The organism is Litorivivens sp., assembly GCF_057445395.1.
In genome coordinates this window covers 1-16,113 of the sequence record NZ_JBVBUV010000004.1, presented here as the reverse complement: position 1 = coordinate 16,113, position 16,113 = coordinate 1, and the positions used below count along the sequence as shown (strand labels likewise).

General features: G+C 54.9%; 18 protein-coding genes. 8 read left to right on the top strand and 10 right to left on the bottom strand.

What is annotated here, in order from left to right; all coding sequences use genetic code 11:
• Positions 1-25: 25 nt before the first annotated feature.
• Positions 26-235, top strand: a complete 210-nt coding sequence (locus AC222A_RS02265) for a PA1571 family protein (RefSeq protein WP_372749585.1) — start codon at positions 26-28, stop codon at positions 233-235.
• Here AC222A_RS02265 and AC222A_RS02260 read toward each other — a convergent pair.
• Genes AC222A_RS02260 through AC222A_RS02245 form a run of 4 tightly spaced genes read right to left on the bottom strand, consistent with a single transcriptional unit; the run spans position 200 to position 3,267 of the window.
• On the bottom strand, positions 200-1,333 hold the full coding sequence (locus AC222A_RS02260) for a 4-phosphoerythronate dehydrogenase (RefSeq protein WP_372749586.1): 1,134 nt from the start codon (positions 1,331-1,333) through the stop codon (positions 200-202). The genes AC222A_RS02265 and AC222A_RS02260 overlap by 36 nt on opposite strands.
• Complete coding sequence (locus AC222A_RS02255; protein WP_372749587.1) at positions 1,330-2,220, bottom strand: 5'-3' exonuclease; 891 nt, start codon at positions 2,218-2,220, stop codon at positions 1,330-1,332. Before AC222A_RS02255 ends, AC222A_RS02260 begins: the two co-directional genes overlap by 4 nt.
• A complete protein-coding gene (locus AC222A_RS02250) occupies positions 2,217-2,780 on the bottom strand; it encodes an elongation factor P hydroxylase (protein WP_372781894.1) in 564 nt (187 codons plus the stop codon). The genes AC222A_RS02255 and AC222A_RS02250 overlap by 4 nt, the downstream gene beginning before the upstream one ends.
• Positions 2,773-3,267 (bottom strand): gamma-glutamylcyclotransferase family protein, encoded by a 495-nt coding sequence (locus tag AC222A_RS02245; protein ID WP_372798950.1) that lies wholly within the window; start codon positions 3,265-3,267, stop codon positions 2,773-2,775. The genes AC222A_RS02250 and AC222A_RS02245 overlap by 8 nt, the downstream gene beginning before the upstream one ends.
• 116 nt (positions 3,268-3,383) lie before the next feature.
• Between AC222A_RS02245 and AC222A_RS02240 the strand changes: the two genes are divergently transcribed.
• Entirely contained in the window at positions 3,384-4,067 is a 684-nt protein-coding gene (locus AC222A_RS02240; RefSeq protein WP_372764438.1) for a hypothetical protein, read from the top strand.
• Positions 4,068-4,081: 14 nt separating this feature from the next.
• On the opposite strand, the gene tusA is transcribed toward AC222A_RS02240, so the two are convergent.
• From tusA to AC222A_RS02220, 4 genes are read right to left on the bottom strand one after another with little or no spacing between them, the layout of a single operon-like run.
• Positions 4,082-4,318, bottom strand: coding sequence for a sulfurtransferase TusA (gene tusA, locus AC222A_RS02235; protein WP_372764439.1), 237 nt, complete (start codon positions 4,316-4,318; stop codon positions 4,082-4,084).
• A gap of 44 nt (positions 4,319-4,362) precedes the next feature.
• Positions 4,363-4,590: a YheU family protein gene (locus AC222A_RS02230; RefSeq protein WP_372747922.1), complete on the bottom strand. Its 228-nt coding sequence runs from the start codon at positions 4,588-4,590 to the stop codon at positions 4,363-4,365.
• The gene (locus AC222A_RS02225) at positions 4,583-5,428 is read right to left on the bottom strand and encodes a class I SAM-dependent methyltransferase (protein ID WP_372747921.1); all 846 of its coding nucleotides are present in this window, start codon (positions 5,426-5,428) and stop codon (positions 4,583-4,585) included. Before AC222A_RS02225 ends, AC222A_RS02230 begins: the two co-directional genes overlap by 8 nt.
• Positions 5,421-5,729, bottom strand: a complete 309-nt coding sequence (locus AC222A_RS02220) for an MTH1187 family thiamine-binding protein (protein ID WP_372747920.1) — start codon at positions 5,727-5,729, stop codon at positions 5,421-5,423. Before AC222A_RS02220 ends, AC222A_RS02225 begins: the two co-directional genes overlap by 8 nt.
• A gap of 92 nt (positions 5,730-5,821) precedes the next feature.
• On the opposite strand from AC222A_RS02220, the gene AC222A_RS02215 reads away from it, so the two are divergent.
• The 3 genes from AC222A_RS02215 (at position 5,822) to AC222A_RS02205 (ending at position 10,779) form a co-directional block, all read left to right on the top strand.
• A complete protein-coding gene (locus tag AC222A_RS02215) occupies positions 5,822-6,337 on the top strand; it encodes a glycine cleavage system transcriptional repressor (protein WP_372747919.1) in 516 nt (171 codons plus the stop codon).
• A gap of 110 nt (positions 6,338-6,447) precedes the next feature.
• On the top strand, positions 6,448-7,614 hold the full coding sequence (locus tag AC222A_RS02210; RefSeq protein WP_372747918.1) for an efflux RND transporter periplasmic adaptor subunit: 1,167 nt from the start codon (positions 6,448-6,450) through the stop codon (positions 7,612-7,614).
• A 3-nt stretch (positions 7,615-7,617) separates the two neighbouring features.
• Positions 7,618-10,779, top strand: a complete 3,162-nt coding sequence (locus tag AC222A_RS02205; protein WP_372747917.1) for an efflux RND transporter permease subunit — start codon at positions 7,618-7,620, stop codon at positions 10,777-10,779.
• 1 nt (position 10,780) lies between these two features.
• Here AC222A_RS02205 and AC222A_RS02200 read toward each other — a convergent pair whose 3' ends face one another.
• A complete protein-coding gene (locus AC222A_RS02200; protein WP_372747916.1) occupies positions 10,781-11,134 on the bottom strand; it encodes a TfoX/Sxy family protein in 354 nt (117 codons plus the stop codon).
• Positions 11,135-11,283: 149 nt separating this feature from the next.
• A complete protein-coding gene (locus tag AC222A_RS02195; RefSeq protein WP_372747915.1) occupies positions 11,284-11,622 on the bottom strand; it encodes a TfoX/Sxy family protein in 339 nt (112 codons plus the stop codon).
• Between the two features lie 213 nt (positions 11,623-11,835).
• On the opposite strand from AC222A_RS02195, the gene AC222A_RS02190 reads away from it, so the two are divergent.
• The 3 genes from AC222A_RS02190 to AC222A_RS02180 all read left to right on the top strand — a co-directional run bounded on the left by AC222A_RS02190 (position 11,836) and on the right by AC222A_RS02180 (position 16,073).
• Positions 11,836-12,678 (top strand): glutaminyl-peptide cyclotransferase, encoded by an 843-nt coding sequence (locus AC222A_RS02190; RefSeq protein WP_372747914.1) that lies wholly within the window; start codon positions 11,836-11,838, stop codon positions 12,676-12,678.
• Positions 12,679-12,735: 57 nt separating this feature from the next.
• The gene (locus tag AC222A_RS02185; RefSeq protein ID WP_486774594.1) at positions 12,736-15,681 is read left to right on the top strand and encodes an insulinase family protein; all 2,946 of its coding nucleotides are present in this window, start codon (positions 12,736-12,738) and stop codon (positions 15,679-15,681) included.
• A 200-nt stretch (positions 15,682-15,881) separates the two neighbouring features.
• Positions 15,882-16,073, top strand: coding sequence for an ATP-binding protein (locus tag AC222A_RS02180; RefSeq protein WP_486774613.1), 192 nt, complete (start codon positions 15,882-15,884; stop codon positions 16,071-16,073).
• Positions 16,074-16,113 lie beyond the last annotated feature (40 nt).

Sequence of the window (16,113 nt, the reverse complement as noted above, 5' to 3'; positions counted from 1 at the left end):
CAGTTTGAAAAGGTGGACGCAACGCATGACAGCAACGCAAAAACGAATTGTGCCGAAAAACGCAGCCTCTACGAAAGACTATTTTCAGGGAGCCGTACTCGACGAAAACGGCCGTGAAATCCCCATTACCCGCGACATGATACAGGACGCGTGCCAGCAGCTTGAAGAAAGCCGCGAGTACCAGGATCTCAACAAGAGTCTAGAGCTTGCGCATCGCCGCAAGGGTTACTCGTAAGGCGGGCGGCAACCACTCTTCACCCGTAGTCCGGACGCTGGCGACCTCCCGCCGCGCCGGATACTCGCGACGCAGCTGATCAAAAGTCTTCGCCAAGTCCTCAATGTTACGCAGCCCAGCTGTCAAAGCCTCATGGTCACGCCGCACATCATAAGCTGCCAAGGTGACACGCCGAATCAGGTCGGCCTTATCCGTCACCCCAGACACATCAACGCTCGGCGCAACAGCCAACACACTATTGTCTTCTGGCTCAGTCAATGCGCACCCCAACTGGGCGGCAAGTGCCCGACCTATATGCAGTAACCCCTGCCACTTTCCATCCTGGCTGTAACCCGCAATGTGCGGCGTTGCCAGTTCAGCTTCACTCAACAGCGCAGAGTCAATCGCAGGCTCACCTTCCCATACATCGAGAGCCAGCCGAATATCCGATCGCTGCGCTCGCACTGCCTTGAGCGTAGCATTGGCCAGTACCTCGCCTCGCCCGGCGTTGAGCAGCACGGCCTTTGGTGCCATCTGACATATCTGATCAGCCGTCAGCATCCGCGAGGTTGGAAACGGCCCGTCCAGTGTTAGCGGAGTATGCACACTCACCACCGGGCAGGCTAAAACCGTATCGAGGGGTGCCTTAATCGGGCACTGCTGCGGCGTGAGGAACGGGTCGTAAGCGATACACGAAATCCCGAGACCTTCCAACCGCCTATGCAGACGTGAACCCACGTTGCCATAGCCAATAATCCCCACACGTTCACCGCGGAGTAAACCTTCCAACACTGCGGGCATCACACAAAAGGCACTTAAGCAGTAATCCACTACAGACGGCGCGTTGCTTCCTGGAGCGTTACTCCAGGCAATACCAGCGGATTCCAACCAGGGAATATCCAGATGGTCGGTACCGATCGTGGCAGAGCCAACGAAACGCACATCAGTACCGGCCAATAGGTCCGCGTTGACCTTGGTCACTGAGCGTACCAACAGCGCCTGCGCGCCATCGAGATCAGTGCGACGCAGGCTTCGCCCACGAAACCGCACCACCTCCCCCAGCGGGGCAAGCAGGCTTTCGGCCCCCAGAATATTCTCATCAACCAGAATACGGCTCATGCGCGCTCCAGATCGGCCAGTAATTTGCGACTCCAGGCGGCACCGCAGCCGATTTCCAGCAGGTAGTCTTGCAACCTTTCGCCTCGCTGGGAAAAAGAAAACGGTTTCGCACTTCGAGCCTTGATTGCCCTGTCATGTAAAACCGTGAGTTTGCGCGCCAGATACACTTGCTCGCGATGCTCTAGCAACGCCTGCCGGATACGCGCAGCACCGCGTATGCCACTGTCGTGAATATTGTCTAGCTGGGCGTAGATGCCGTCGAGTGATTCGAACCGCGACAGAAGCGCTATCGCCGTCTTTTTACCAATACCAGGAACCCCGGGAATGGCATCAATAGAATCACCCATCAAGGCCAACCAGTCGGCTATCTGCTCCACCCTGAGTTGCTGTGACGCCTCCCACTCGGCTTTGGAAAGCCGCGTCCCCGCTGCGTAGTCCCACCACTCATCGTGCTCGCCACGCACTGCCTGCACCAAGTCTTTATCGCGACTGACCACTGTGACAGGTAACCCAGCAGCAGCCGCGATGCGCGCACCAGAGGCGATATAGTCATCCGCTTCAAAACGCGCACCGGCATAGCTTCGTATACCCAGCCGTTCGCCCAGTTCTCGACAGGCCGCCAACTGAAATGCCAGGGATTCATCCGGCAGCACTCGGTTGCTCTTGTAGTCGGGATAAAGTGTGTGCCGGTAACCGCTCCCCAGACTCTCATCATAAGCGGCCATCAGGTAACTAGGCCGGGTTTCACGGATAAAGTTAACCAGAAACCGCGCGTAACCATAAACCGCATTAAGTGGGTACCCGGCGTCGTTATACCATCGATCCGGCATTGAAAAGTAAGCGCGAAAAATATAGATGGATGCATCGATGCAATACAGACGACTCACCCCAGCTCCCCACGCAAACGCATCAGTTCTGGCGCCGGTGATGAGCGACCAAAAAATTGCTCCAAGGCGCGACAAAACTGGGCTGCGCGCGGCGGCAAGCCGCATTGATAGTACCGGCAGGCCTGCTGCCAAACAGCCAGCTCAAAGCCAAAAGGATCAACTGCCTCGCCGTTAAGGTTATCTATACTTACCCGGAAAGGTATTCCAATCGCCCTGCTGAAAGCCCATTCGATCGCCTGCGGCTTGACTTCGACCTGCTGAAATGCCCGCTGCTGCGCAGCATTTCGACCATCAGCAGCATACCAATATCCGAAATCCGGCAATTTCCGGCGAGCCTCCCCGGCGATACACCAATGCGCAACTTCATGCAGCGCACTTGCCGGAAAATTCTCGCGACTGAATATTTTTGCAGGTTCGCCATGTTGCGCCGGCTGGTAATAGGGCTCTTCTGCGCCGGGACACAGCACGGTATCCATAGACGCAAATTCGCCGTTAAACACCGCAACAATGGCCTGTAGCTGCTGCCTCTCCTCGACGGGGGCGGGGGTGCCATCAAACATTAAGCCGCAACCCGGTGTCGCCGTCCGCTATACCGTCACTAGGCAGTATCGGAGCCAGCTTGGATAGCCACGCACGATAGGATTCACTCAGTAACTCACCGGCGCTGAGCAAATGATTCAGGTAGTTCTCCTCAACGCTCAACGCGTCTTCTACAAATGCCCGGTTTGCCACGTAAACCCAGGCCCACGCGACGCCACCGGCGGTCACAGTGGGGAACAACTCTCGACTATACCGCACTGGCGTTCCTTCAAAGGGGTCCATCACATGAATCTGGGCGTCGAGTGTATAGAGCACCCCTTCCACGGACCGCCCTGGTGCTGTGCGAATATTGGCGTAGGCAACGCCATGCTTGTTGTGTGCCCGCTTATTGAAACAGAGTTCAAATCCGCTGAGGATGGCAGGCTCATAATGGGTAAACTCCAGACCCCGCGCGCGCATCCGCGCCGGATTCATGTTTGAACCGTAAGCAAAGTAAAAATCGGGCATATCAGTCAACCGCCGCTCATAGACCAGCGCATTTTAACAAAATGCTTTGCGCGCCGGGGGAAATAGGTATACTGAAAGTGTCGCTGAAAGGCATTACTGTGAAACAGGGAGGCACCATGGCCCCACGTGAAGCAGCAACACCCTCGGCCAATGTGATTCAGTTCCCCGACATGAAAAAAGACAGGGAGCTACAGCGAATCACACGCATTGTCCCGGAGCATGACGGGCTATGCATCCTTTATTCACACCATGCGCTTTCGCGGGAAAAACTGTTTGCCGGCAAGATCTTGTGCTGGGGCATTCAAGCCGATGGCGAAGTTGTTGCCCTCCTCCCCTGGCTAAGCGGCGTCGCTCGATGCCGGGATTTAACCGATCCGAATACCGGTTGCTTTGAAGGCTACTACGACCCCGCATCGGAAGTGATTTTCTCTGAACCGCCACCGCCCAAAGTTGCCGAGCTACAAACAGCACAACAACTCTACCAACACAAACAACCCGCTTCTGGCGCGGCACTGCAGGAGCTCACAGATACCATAGGTAGCCACGCCGCATGCATTGTCGGACAGCATTTGGCACTGTTTGAAGTACGCACCTGGCAATTATTGGCTAGCGGCGAGTTCCAGGCCATGCTCGCCGACCCGAAAAAGCAGACCAGCACACCGATTTTACCGGGTGACCGCTGCCTCTACGCAGCCCAGACCCAGCCGGGCTTTCGCTACTTTTTTCAGTACCACATCGCCAACCAGATTAAAGCCGGCGACCCGATTGCAGTACGTGCCGTGGAGAGACTGCTCGAGTAACCAACGCGCCCTGACTAGTCTGCGGCTTTACGTACGCGGTAGATGTACTGGTCACCGCTTTCGGCCTGATAAAACAACTCGTGACCGAGAAAGCTGCAAAACTTTGGGATATCGCGGGTAGTAGCCGGGTCTGTTGCCAATATTTCAACCGTTTCGCCGGCCGCCATATCACGTATTTTGCTGTGCAGCATCATCACCGGCTCAGGACAGAAAAGACCGGACGTATCCAGCGTGGAATCGCAATCAGACATAGGGAGTGATCAAACTGTGGTTAAGGGCCGTCGCAAGCCGGTTTTCAATCTTTAGGAATAACGGACCAACTTTCCGATTCCGGCGAGAAAGCAATTACCGCACGTTTTTGCTCCAGCAGCCGACGCAGGTTCTCCACCTTCTCGCCGGTACTGAGCTCTTCCGCACCGTAGTCGGTACCGTCACGGGTCACCAACTCTTCCAGCAAACCCTGAAACGCATCTGGGCTCAGTTTCTGCCACGGTATTTCAACCATCTCTGAAGAATCAATCATTTATCGGCTTCTGAAACTTCAGCGTCATCCTATCGCTTTCGCCAATGGCGAGATATTTCATTTTGTCTTCTTCACCTAACCGTAGCGTCGGCGGCAAGGTCCACACGCCTTTAGGGTGGTTTGTATCGTCTAGCGGATTAGCATTGATTTCGGATCGTGCCACCAGTTGAAAACCCGCGTTTTCAGCCAACTCAATCACCGTGGCCTCAGTGACGTAACCACTTTCGATCATCCTCTCAAGGCTGGTGCCTGGCTTCGCACGATGTTCAACAACACCAAAAATGCCGCCAGGCTTCAAGGCTTCAAAGGACGATGCAAAGACGGCTTCTGCAGTACCCGACTTAAGCCAGTTGTGTACATTGCGGAAAGTCAGCACCCGGTCTGCGGTACCCGGCGAGATCATCCGGGTAAATGTCGGTGGCTGTAGTACTGACAACACCACTGCGTCGTAAACACGCGGCTGGTCGGCCAGCTTCTGCTTGTAGTTCTCCAGCGACTTGCGGAAATAAGGGACATCACTTGCAGGCGAAAAATGCGCCGCGTGCAGGGTACCGCACGTGCGCAATACCGGAGCGAGAACCTCCGTGTACCAGCCCGCACCCGGCCAGATTTCAACAACGGTCTGACACGGCTCAACCTCGAAGAACGCTAACGTCTCGACGGGGTGCCGGTATTCATCGCGCATGCGATTAGCATGGCTGCGATGCTCGGCCTGTTTCATGTCAGACCACTGGGGATTGGCTGGCTGAATACACGCGACCAGGCCGACCACCAAGGCGACAATGATACTTATCTGGATAACAGCTTTATTATTTTGGTATTGCGCTGTGCTATTCACGTAACAACTTCTCGACACTACTGATTTTGTCTCTCATCGACTGAGCCCGGTCAATGCGGGTCCCAATCTTCAATGTACTGCTAATACGGGGCGCGCCCATTTCGTGAACACGCATATGGCATTGCTTGACCGCAGCCATTACCGCTTCCCATTCACCCTCGATGTTGGTGCCGTAGGCGTGCAGCGAATAGTCGAGATTTGCATCGGCAAGGATTCGCTGACATTCGGCTATATAGGGAGACAGAGACAAATCATCTCCGGTTCCCAGAGGGATAATGCAGAAGTCTACTATCACTCGCATGGTCGCTTCTCGGTGACAGGTCACAAAAGAGCTTACATATCAATTGCTAAACCTACTATACTGCCAGATAAAATCAAGTTACGGAGCTAATTGTGGGTCAGTCCGTCGTCTTTACCTTCATCGGCCGCGACCAGCCCGGTCTCGTTGAAAAACTTTCGACAACGGTCGCAGACTATGGTGGCAACTGGCTGGAAAGCCGAATGAGCCAATTGTCGGGCCAGTTTGCCGGGGTGGTGCGCGTTGCGGTCGCCCCCGAGCAGCAGGATGCCCTCTGCGGGGCGCTGACCGCGCTCGATTCCCACGGCCTCACGATAGTCTGTCAGGCAAGCGACACGGATAGTGCCACAGATTCGGGGTTGTTTCTCCATATAGTTGGCAATGATCGCCCAGGTATCGTCAGAGAGGTGTCCCGGGCATTGGCCTTACAGCAAATCAATGTGGTGGATATGCACACCGAGATTACCTCTGCACCCATGACTGGCGATCCCCTATTTGAAGCCAGTGCAGAGATTCAGGTGCCGGAACATGTAGCATTAGATGCCCTTGAGGATGCGTTGGAAGATATCAGCGACCAGCTCAGTGTTGAAATCGACCTTAAACGCCCCTGACCTGATTACATCACCTTAATGGCGTGAAACGCCGCAAATGCGTATAGTTGCGGCTTCCAAAAAATCGCGGCGTATCATCTGCTTACGTGGCGCGCAACGTCAGAAAAGCCATGCCAACCATCAAACAGCTACCCAAGGCACTACTGCCACTGATTGTCCTTGCAGCCGGCTACGCTGTATTCCAATATCAGGTGAGCAACCCACCGCAAATCCATAGAAAGCCGATAGAACCTCACTACCCAACCGTCGAAGTGGTGCATGTCAAACCGCAGCCTACGGAGGTAGAGGTTTATTCCCAAGGCACCGTGCGACCGCGCAGTGAAACGGCCCTAAAGCCAGAAGTATCCGGCAAAGTGGTCTGGATATCACCGCAACTGGTCAATGGCGGCATGTTCGACCAGGGCGAGCGCCTGCTGGTTATCGACGACACTGACTATCGCTCCGCCCTCGCCTCTTCCAAAACCGCGCTGGTCAGGGCTGAAGTTGAACATGACCATGCGCGCCGCGAATGGGAGCGCACCAACTCCCTATATAATCGCAAACTCGCCAGTGAAACCCAGCGCGACCAAGCGCGCCGCAGTTTTCGACTGGCCGAGGCAACACTGAACGAAGCCAAGATTCAACGTGAACAAGCCCAGGCCAATCTCGCCCGCACGGTTATCACTGCCCCGTTTGCTGGCCGGGTTCGCAAGGAGTCCGTTGACTTTGGGCAGTACCTCAGTCGCGGCGAGAACATCGCTACGCTCTACGCAACCGATTTCTATGAGGTACACCTCCCTATCGGTATAGAACAATTTGTCTATCTCGATATCCCGCCGGGCACCCAGGGCGTCTTGCCCCCGGATGGCACAGTGCCGGTTACTATCGCTGGCAATGTGGGCGACCGGGAATATTTTTGGGAGGGTCAGCTACAACGCACCGAAGGCGAGATAGATGCAGCCACCCGACTGGTTTACGGCGTGGTTACCGTCGAAAACCGCGTACAGCCAGGCCACGCTCCGTTGCTCGTCGGGATGTTTGTTAAAGCCTCTATACAGGGCAAGGTATTCGACAACGTGGTTACCCTGCCGCGCAGTGCTCTGCGCGACAATCACCGTGTGCTGGTAGTGGATGACGAATCTCGCCTGCAGTTTCGCAACGTCAACATTCTGCGCATACAGGGCGAAGAGGTGCTGATACAGAGCGGACTTAACGACGGCGAAACCGTGTGTGTATCACCATTGAGCATTGCCGTTGAGGGCATGCGGGTCAACACAAACCCTTACAAGGAAGTCTAGGACGTGCATACCCTCATACGCTGGTTTGTCCACAACCCGGTAGCTGCCAATTTGCTGATGTGGGTTTTGCTGATTGTTGGCGGCCTGACCCTGATGACAACCTATCGCGAGGAATTCCCCAACTTAGCCACCGACATGGTACGGGTCACGGTGCCCTACCTAGGCGCCTCGCCCGCCGAGATTGAGGAATCGGTTTGCATACGCGTTGAAGAAGCCATTGAAGGCACCCCCAACGTTAAAAAGGTTCTGACAACCGCGCAGGAAGGTGCTTGCGTGACCCGAGTGGAACTTGAAACCGGCATCGACAAGGGCAAGGTGGTCGACGATATAAAAAGTCGTGTTGACGGTATCGACTCATTTCCGGCAGACGCCGAAGAGCCTCAGGTCAAAGAAGAAGATATTCTCACCCACGTATTACACGTCGTCATTTCAGGTAACGCCGATGAGCGAAGCCTCAAGGAACTGGCCTATAAAATTCGCGACGATATGGTTGATTTGCCCGGGGTGTCGCAAGCGCAGGTCACCTATGTGCGGCCCTATGAACTATCCATTGAAGTTTCTGAACACACGCTGCGCCGCTATGGCCTTACCCTGGAGCGTATCGCCAACGCCATTCGCGCCAGCTCGCTGGATCTGCCCGGCGGCACGGTCAAAACAGAAAGCGGAGAGGTGCTCCTGCGCACCAAAGCCCAGGCTTACAACAGCCGAGATTACGAAGAAATCATCATCCTGACCCGCGACGATGGCAGCGTGATCAAGCTTGGCGACATCGCCGAAGTGGTAGATGGGTTCAAAGACCAAGATCTGCGGGTGCGCTTTGATGGCCAACCGGCAGTGATGATTCAGGTCAAACGCATTGGCAAGGAGGATGTGATAAACCTTGCCGAAAACGTTAAGGAGTACCTTAAGCAGGCTGAAGCTGACTTGCCGGAAGGGATCGCCATGACGATCTGGAAGGATGAGTCTCAAGATCTGGTGGATCGCCTGGACCTGCTGCGCACCAATGCTACCTCCGGGCTATTATTGGTGGTTCTGATTCTCGCCCTGTTTCTCAAGCCCAACCTCGCCTTCTGGGTTGCGGTTGGCATCCCGGTTGCGCTGGCGGGCAGCATGGTGGTTTTCCCACTCGAGAATATCGCCATTTCAACCATGTCGGTGCTAGCCTTTATTCTGGTATTGGGCATCTTGGTCGACGATGCCGTGGTCGTGGCAGAACGCATCTACGCCCACCAGTTGAAAGGCCTGGGCCCCAAAGAAGCAGCGATCGCCGGCACCCAGGAAGTTTCAATCCCCGTTATTTTTGGCGTACTCACCAGCATTGTCGCCTTTATTCCCTTCCTCTACATACCCGCCACCATTGGTGAATGGTTTGCTGTCATGGGCATGGTGGTGATCGCGGCTTTGATATTCAGCATCATTGAATCACAGCTGATTCTCCCGGTGCACCTTTCCCACCGCATCCTGACCAACAGCAAAAACAAAAACCGCGAGTCCTGGCTACCCAGGCAATTACAGGCCTTTGCCGACAATGTCTATAAGCCGTTGCTGGTCTGGAGCCTGCAGTGGCGCTATCTGGTGCTGGCCTTTGGTATTGCCGCCGTAATCGCAGTCTCAGGCCTGATGGCCAGTGGCCGGTTGGTCATGCAGTTCTTCCCTAATATTGTCGGCGAAAGGCTTTACGTTACCCTGACTATGCCCGCGGGCACCGACAAAGGCACCATGCTGCGGCGGGTGCAGCAGATTGAGCATGCTGCGTTGCAACTGCAACGGGAGCTCGACGCCAACCTGGCGCCGGATGAGCCAAGCCGAGTCAAACATATCCTCTCCTCGATTGGCTCTCCACTGGTCAAAGGCTCGATCGGCAATGACAGCGCCGTCGGCGGGCACTTTTCCGAAGTTGCTCTGGAAATACTGAACCCGGACGACTACGGACTTGACCCACACGCCATCATTGCCCGCTGGCGCGAATTGACCGGCACAATACCTGGCGCGCTGGAACTTACCTTCACCGCATCGGCATTTTCCGTTGGTAAAGCGCTGGATATCCAATTGAGAGGAGAATCAGCCGACGAGCTTCAGCAGGGCGCGGCCAGACTCAAAAGCGCCCTTGCAGAACTTCCCGGGGTATTCGATATCACCGACACCTTTCGCCCAGGCAAACTGGAAATTCAACTGGCACTGAAACCCGAAGCACGCACACTTGGCCTGACCACTGCCACACTGGCCAATCAGGTCAGAGAGGCGTTTTACGGACTTGAAGTTCAGCGAATTCAGCGCGGCCCGGACGACGTTCGGGTAATGGTGCGCTTTCCTGAAAACGAACGCCGTTCACTGGGGGATGTTGAAACCATGATGATTCGCACCAGCTCTGGTGCGGAAGTGCCCTTTAACAGTGTTGCCGATGTTTCGACCGGGCGTGGCTACTCCACGATCCAAAGGGTCGACGGGAAACAGGTTGTTTCGGTCCAGGCGAACGTCGATCGCAGTGTATCCACACCTGAAGCCATCATTAAACATGCCACCGACAATGTACTACCCAACATCAGCCGCGAGTTTTCCGGCATCGAATTTGCTCTTGCCGGTGAGGCAGAAGAGCGTGCCAGCTCCATGGCCGGGCTTGGCAGAAATATTATTATCGCGCTGTTTGTGATGTATAGCCTGTTAGCCATACCGCTGAAATCCTACTTCCAACCCTTTGTTATTATGGGTGTTATCCCTTTTGGAGTCATCGGATCTCTGGTTGGCCACTACTTGCTTGGCCACCAACTAATCATCTGGTCCGTACTCGGTATTGTTGCCATGGCGGGGGTTGTCGTGAACTCGGGTCTGGTACTGGTCGATTATATTAACCAGCGCCGCAAGGAAGGCATGGACGTGGTTAGCGCCGCCACCGAAGCCGGTGTCGTCCGTTTCCGACCGATTATTCTCACCAGCCTGACGACCTTTGTAGGCCTGATCCCGCTCATTGCCAACCACAACATCTCAACCGAAATGTTTGTACCGCTGGCTATTTCGCTGGCCTTCGGGGTACTGATTGCGTCGGTTGTCAACCTGATCCTGGTACCCGCAAGCTACCTGATCCTGGAAGACGTGATCTGCCTGTTTAGTTCAAAAGAGCGCCAAAGGCTTGCGGACGAGGCCCGCGTCGACGAACTGACAACCTGATTCAGGCGGCGTTGCTGGCCTTGGCTCTGAACGCGGACGTTCGCGCCCGATTAACCCACTGCGCCATGGTGTTGGCTCGGACAAAGACCTCAGGCGGAGCCTGATAGAAATCGAGCGTTAAGCTGTGATCTGCTCGATCGTAATGAAACGGTTCGAGCCCACGCTGTTCAAACTCTGTCCGTGTTTCCGAATCCGCTTTTAGGTACAACTGGTTGTTAACAGAAATGGCGAACATGGCATTGTGTTCAAACAGCCCGACACCACCAAACATCAATCGCAATTGAACACGGTCAGCGCCGGGTATCCACTCGAGAACGCGTTCAGTAAACCCACGATCATCAAAGCCTTGCAGCATTAAATTCCCCCTCTTAATGCATGTAGCTATGGCTCTATGGAATCGCAAGTGCATCGCATGCTCAAGGAAACCTGTCTCACCCAAACTGTTAACCGGCCAACACTATGTTCAGAAAAATTCCCAAACCTGCTTGCAGCGAGCTGCCCGCATCAAGCCACGAGAGAAGAATGGCTCCGATACGCAGAGCGCAGCGCACGCTCTGACCAGACCAGCATTTCCGCCTGGCTTAAAAACACTTCTGCCGGTGCCTGAAAATAATCTAGTGAAAAGGAAACTCCGCCTTGCTTGTAAACATAGCGCGGTAGCCCTCGATGCTCAAAAAGAAACCGTGTTTCCTTGTCGGCGCGAAAATAGAGCCGCTCCTGGACAACGAGCGCAAACATCTCGCTTTCGCGAAACAAGCCGACACCTCCGAACAGTGGACGCTGCTCAACCACACCCAGCCCACCCATCTGCGCGACTACCCAGTCTGCAAAATTTGTTGGCATGTCCCTGTCCCCGTGATGAGTTGTTTGAGTCAGGCGCTATAGCAAATGATCAGACTGTTTCACTCAAGGGAATATTTACAGGCACGCACTATCGCAGTGCATTTCATCGTCGCAATGTGCGGCGCTTCACCTAACGCCTCGCCTCGGGTGGCTTGATGACGTACCATATATGAAATAGTTACGATGGTGAGCCCGCCATTGCCCCCAACCTCAATGACATTCCCGAGTCTTCAACATCGCCAGGCCCTGGCGCTGATAAGCCGCGCATCTTTGGTCCTTTTCTGCTGGATAGTTCTGACGCTCAACGGCAACACAGCCGCCGCCAATGACTATACGCTGATCGACTCATACCCACACTATAGTGGAGGCTTTACCCAGGGCCTGCTGATTCACGAAAAAATGCTCTACGAAAGCAGTGGTCTGTATGGGCGCTCTTTTCTGATTTACGGCGATTTGCGAGGCGGCCACCGACAACTGGCTTTGCCCGCCGACTATTTTGCCGAGGGCGTCACAATACTGAATAAAGCGCTCTACCTACTCACTTGGAAAAAGGGCGAAGCGCTGGTATTTGACCCCTACACGCTCGAATACCGAAAGAGATTCCACTACACCGGCGAAGGCTGGGGGCTCACCGACAACGGCACCCACCTCATCATGAGTGACGGCAGTGACACCTTGCGCTTTCTGAATCCCGACACCTTTGAGCCGGAGCGCACATTGAGGGTCCGTCAGGCGGGAAAACCGGTTCACCACCTCAACGAACTGGAATGGCACCAAGGTATGATTCTCGCCAACCGCTGGCAGACCAATCACATTCTGGTAATCGATGAGCCCAGTGGCGAGGTAGTCAAAACCATTGATCTTACGTCACTTTACCCTCCTTCCCTGCGCCGAAAAGGCGTTGATGTGATGAACGGTATTGCCTACGACTCAAGTGACGACACCTGGCTGATTACCGGCAAACACTGGCCAAGAATTTATCGCGTCAAACTGATGCTGTCGGACCACACCCGAACCCCCGCGCCAAGCCCCGTCAGTGTTAGCCAGCCACACTAATTTCTTATAAGCTGTGCCACGTCGCACTACGATACCATTTCAGGAGATCTGACCTTAATGCCACAGGCTGCCGCTGCCCACCCCGCCTTCACCCTGCAACGAACCCATACCATTGCTGCGCTCAATCTCAGCATTGAGGAATATCGGCACAAAGTTACCGGCGCCATGCACTACCATCTTGCGGCAGACAACCCGGAAAATGTCTTTATGGTGGCCCTGCGCACGGTACCGGAAGATTCAACCGGCGTAGCGCATATACTTGAACACACAGCACTGTGTGGCAGCCGCCGCTTTCCGGTACGCGACCCGTTTTTCATGATGATCCGGCGCTCACTCAACACCTTCATGAACGCGTTGACCAGCTCCGATTGGACCGCCTATCCCTTTGCCAGCCAAAATCGCAAAGACTTTCAGAACCTCCTTGAGGTCTACTTGGATGCGGTATTTTTCTCACGCCTTGATCCTCTCGATTTTGCCCAGGAGGGCCACCGCCTGGAGTTTGAAGAGAGCAACAACCCTGACAGTAACCTGGTGTTCAAAGGTGTTGTCTACAACGAGATGAAAGGCGCCATGAGCTCTGTGCCCAGCCAGTTGTGGCAGGCTGTGTGCAAGCATCTATTTCCTACCGTCACATACCATCACAACAGCGGTGGTGAGCCTGAAAATATACCCGACCTGACCTATGATCAACTGCTAGACTTTTATCGCACCCATTATCACCCAAGCAACGCTATTTTTATGACCTTTGGCGACATTCCCGCAGCGGAACACCAAGCCAATTTTGAGTCGCTTGCACTTAACGAATTTACACCTTTGGATCGCGAAATCAGCGTACCCGACGAGCAGCGCTACAGCGCACCGCAGCGCGTACACGAAAGCTACCCTTACACGCCTGAGAACGACGCTTCTGAAGCTGACAACAAACACCATGTGGTGATTGGCTGGCTACTCGGCGCCTCTACCGATCTAGAATCTGTATTTGAAGCCCAGCTACTGAACAATGTCTTGCTGGACAATAGCGCCTCGCCGTTACTGCATGCGCTGGAAACCAGCAAACTCGGCAATTCGCCATCGCCTCTGTGCGGGCTAGAAGATTCCATGAAAGAGCTGGTCTTCGTATGCGGACTAGAAGGTTGCCGTGAAGATGCCGTCAGTGCCGTAGAGCATCTGGTGGAGTCAACACTGGAGGCAGTTGCGCGCGACGGCGTACCTTTTGAACAACTCGAAGCCATGCTTAACCAGCTTGAACTGCAGCAACGGGAAATTTCAGGCGACAGCTATCCCTATGGCCTACAGCTGCTACTGACCGCGCTGAGCAGTGCCACTCATCGGGGTGACCCCATCGCCCTGCTCGATATGGAACCCGCTATCGCTGCTGTGCGTAAAAAAATCAAAGACCCGGATTACATCAAAACGTTGACGCGTCGTTTTTTATTGGATAATCCGCACCGGGTTACGCTGCATATGGCACCAGACACCAACCTGGGAGATCAGCGTCTGGCGGAAGAAAAAGCGCGCCTGGCTGCGATAAAAGACTCCCTCGATGCCGACGCCCGGCAGGCGATTATTGATCAGGCCGCCGCGCTGAATGAGCGCCAACAATCGGTCGAAGACGAATCCATTCTACCCAAGGTAGGGCTCGACGATATCGCCGATGCACCGGATGACATTCCTTTCGAATCTACAACGACCGCGCAATTGCCTACCACACGCTACAACCGAGGTACCAATGGGCTGGTTTATCAGCAACTGGTCAGTCGCGTGCCCCAGTTACCCGACAACCTGCTGCCACTGCTACCCTACTACACCTCTGCGCTGACCGAAGTTGGCATAGGCAACCTCGATTATCGCCAAACGCAGGCCCAGCAGGCGGCCGTTTGCGGCGCAATCAATGCGTTTAACACCTTCCGGTCGGACATCCACGATATCCAGGGCATCCTCGGTTACTCGGTACTGAGCAGCAAAGCCTTACAGCGCTTTCACACTGAGCAATCGCAACTGATGCACGATACATTTGATAGCGCTCGCTTCGACGAACTAGATCGCCTCGGTGAGCTGCTGGCACAGCAGCGTGCCCATGCCGAAAACAGCATCACCGGCAACGGCCATGCCTATGCGATGCAAGCCGCCAGCAGCGGCCTGTGTGCGCTGGCCAACCTAAACCACAGGTTATCTGGACTGGCTGGCTTGCAGGCCTTGAAACGCCGTCACGATGCCCTGCAAGAACCTCAGGCGCTCAAGGACTATGCCGATCAACTCCAACAGATTCATAGCCACTTTCAAGCGGCAGAAAAACAACTGCTGGTTATCGCCGAAGAAGAAGTCCAGCAAAGCATCCAGCAGGCCAATCAGACCATCTGGCAAGACTGCTCCAACGGAAGTACGTCGCCGCTAACATTGCCAGGCCAACACACAGCGGTGCAGCAATGCTGGATCACTGCAGCGGATGTCAATTTCTGCGCCAAAGCTTATGCCACGGTGCCACTGACGCATCCCGATGCTGCCGCACTCACTGTGCTTGGCGGCTTCCTGCGCAACGGTTTTCTGCATCGCGCCATTCGCGAGCAAGGCGGAGCCTATGGAGGTGGTGCATCGCAAGATTCCACCATCGCCGCGTTCCGCTTTTATTCATACCGCGACCCGCGCACGCTCGGCACCCTGGACGACTTTGATCGATCAATCGACTGGCTGATGGAAAATCAACACACCGCAGAGCAACTCGAACAGGCCATACTGGGGGTAATTAGCAGCCTCGACAAACCGGGCTCACCCGCTGGCGAAGCAAAACGGGATTTCCAGAACCGGCTGTTCGGGCGCACCAAGGAAATGCGCGACACATACCGTCATCGTCTCGTCGAGGTTACGATCGAAGACCTGAAACGAGTGGCCAGCACCTACCTAACGCCAGATAAAGCCAGCGTTGCGGTGTTGACCAATCAGAATCGATTTGATCAGGACAAGAGCTTTTACGAAAAAAGCGGCGCAGAGATATTCAAGATCTGACACCGCCCGTCGACTTGCGATAGAGGCTGCCTTCCCAGCGGCCTCTGCCTGCTCAACCTTATTCCGGCTTACTCCCATTGCGATGAGTCTCCCGGTGCTCGCGTCTGGCGTCGTTGCCATATCTCTAGCGCAGGGCAATGAGGGCCAATAACATTACGTGACCATGGCAGCGGCGTACCGGAGGACATGCTGCACAAAATATTCATGCCTTTTTCCGAGTCGACGAGTCCCGACAACCCGCCAGCGGTGGACACGGACTGGGCCTGGCCATCAGTAAGCGTATTGTCAAAAGCCACAACGGTCGAATCACTGCCAGTAATGCACAACCAGGCTTGACCGTCTCAATTACGCTGCCAGCGTCCTTGCGTGTGGAGCCACCACACGAAATGTAATTCTAGTCTGCTGGCGAGCCCAGGGCTCAGATTTTCCGGT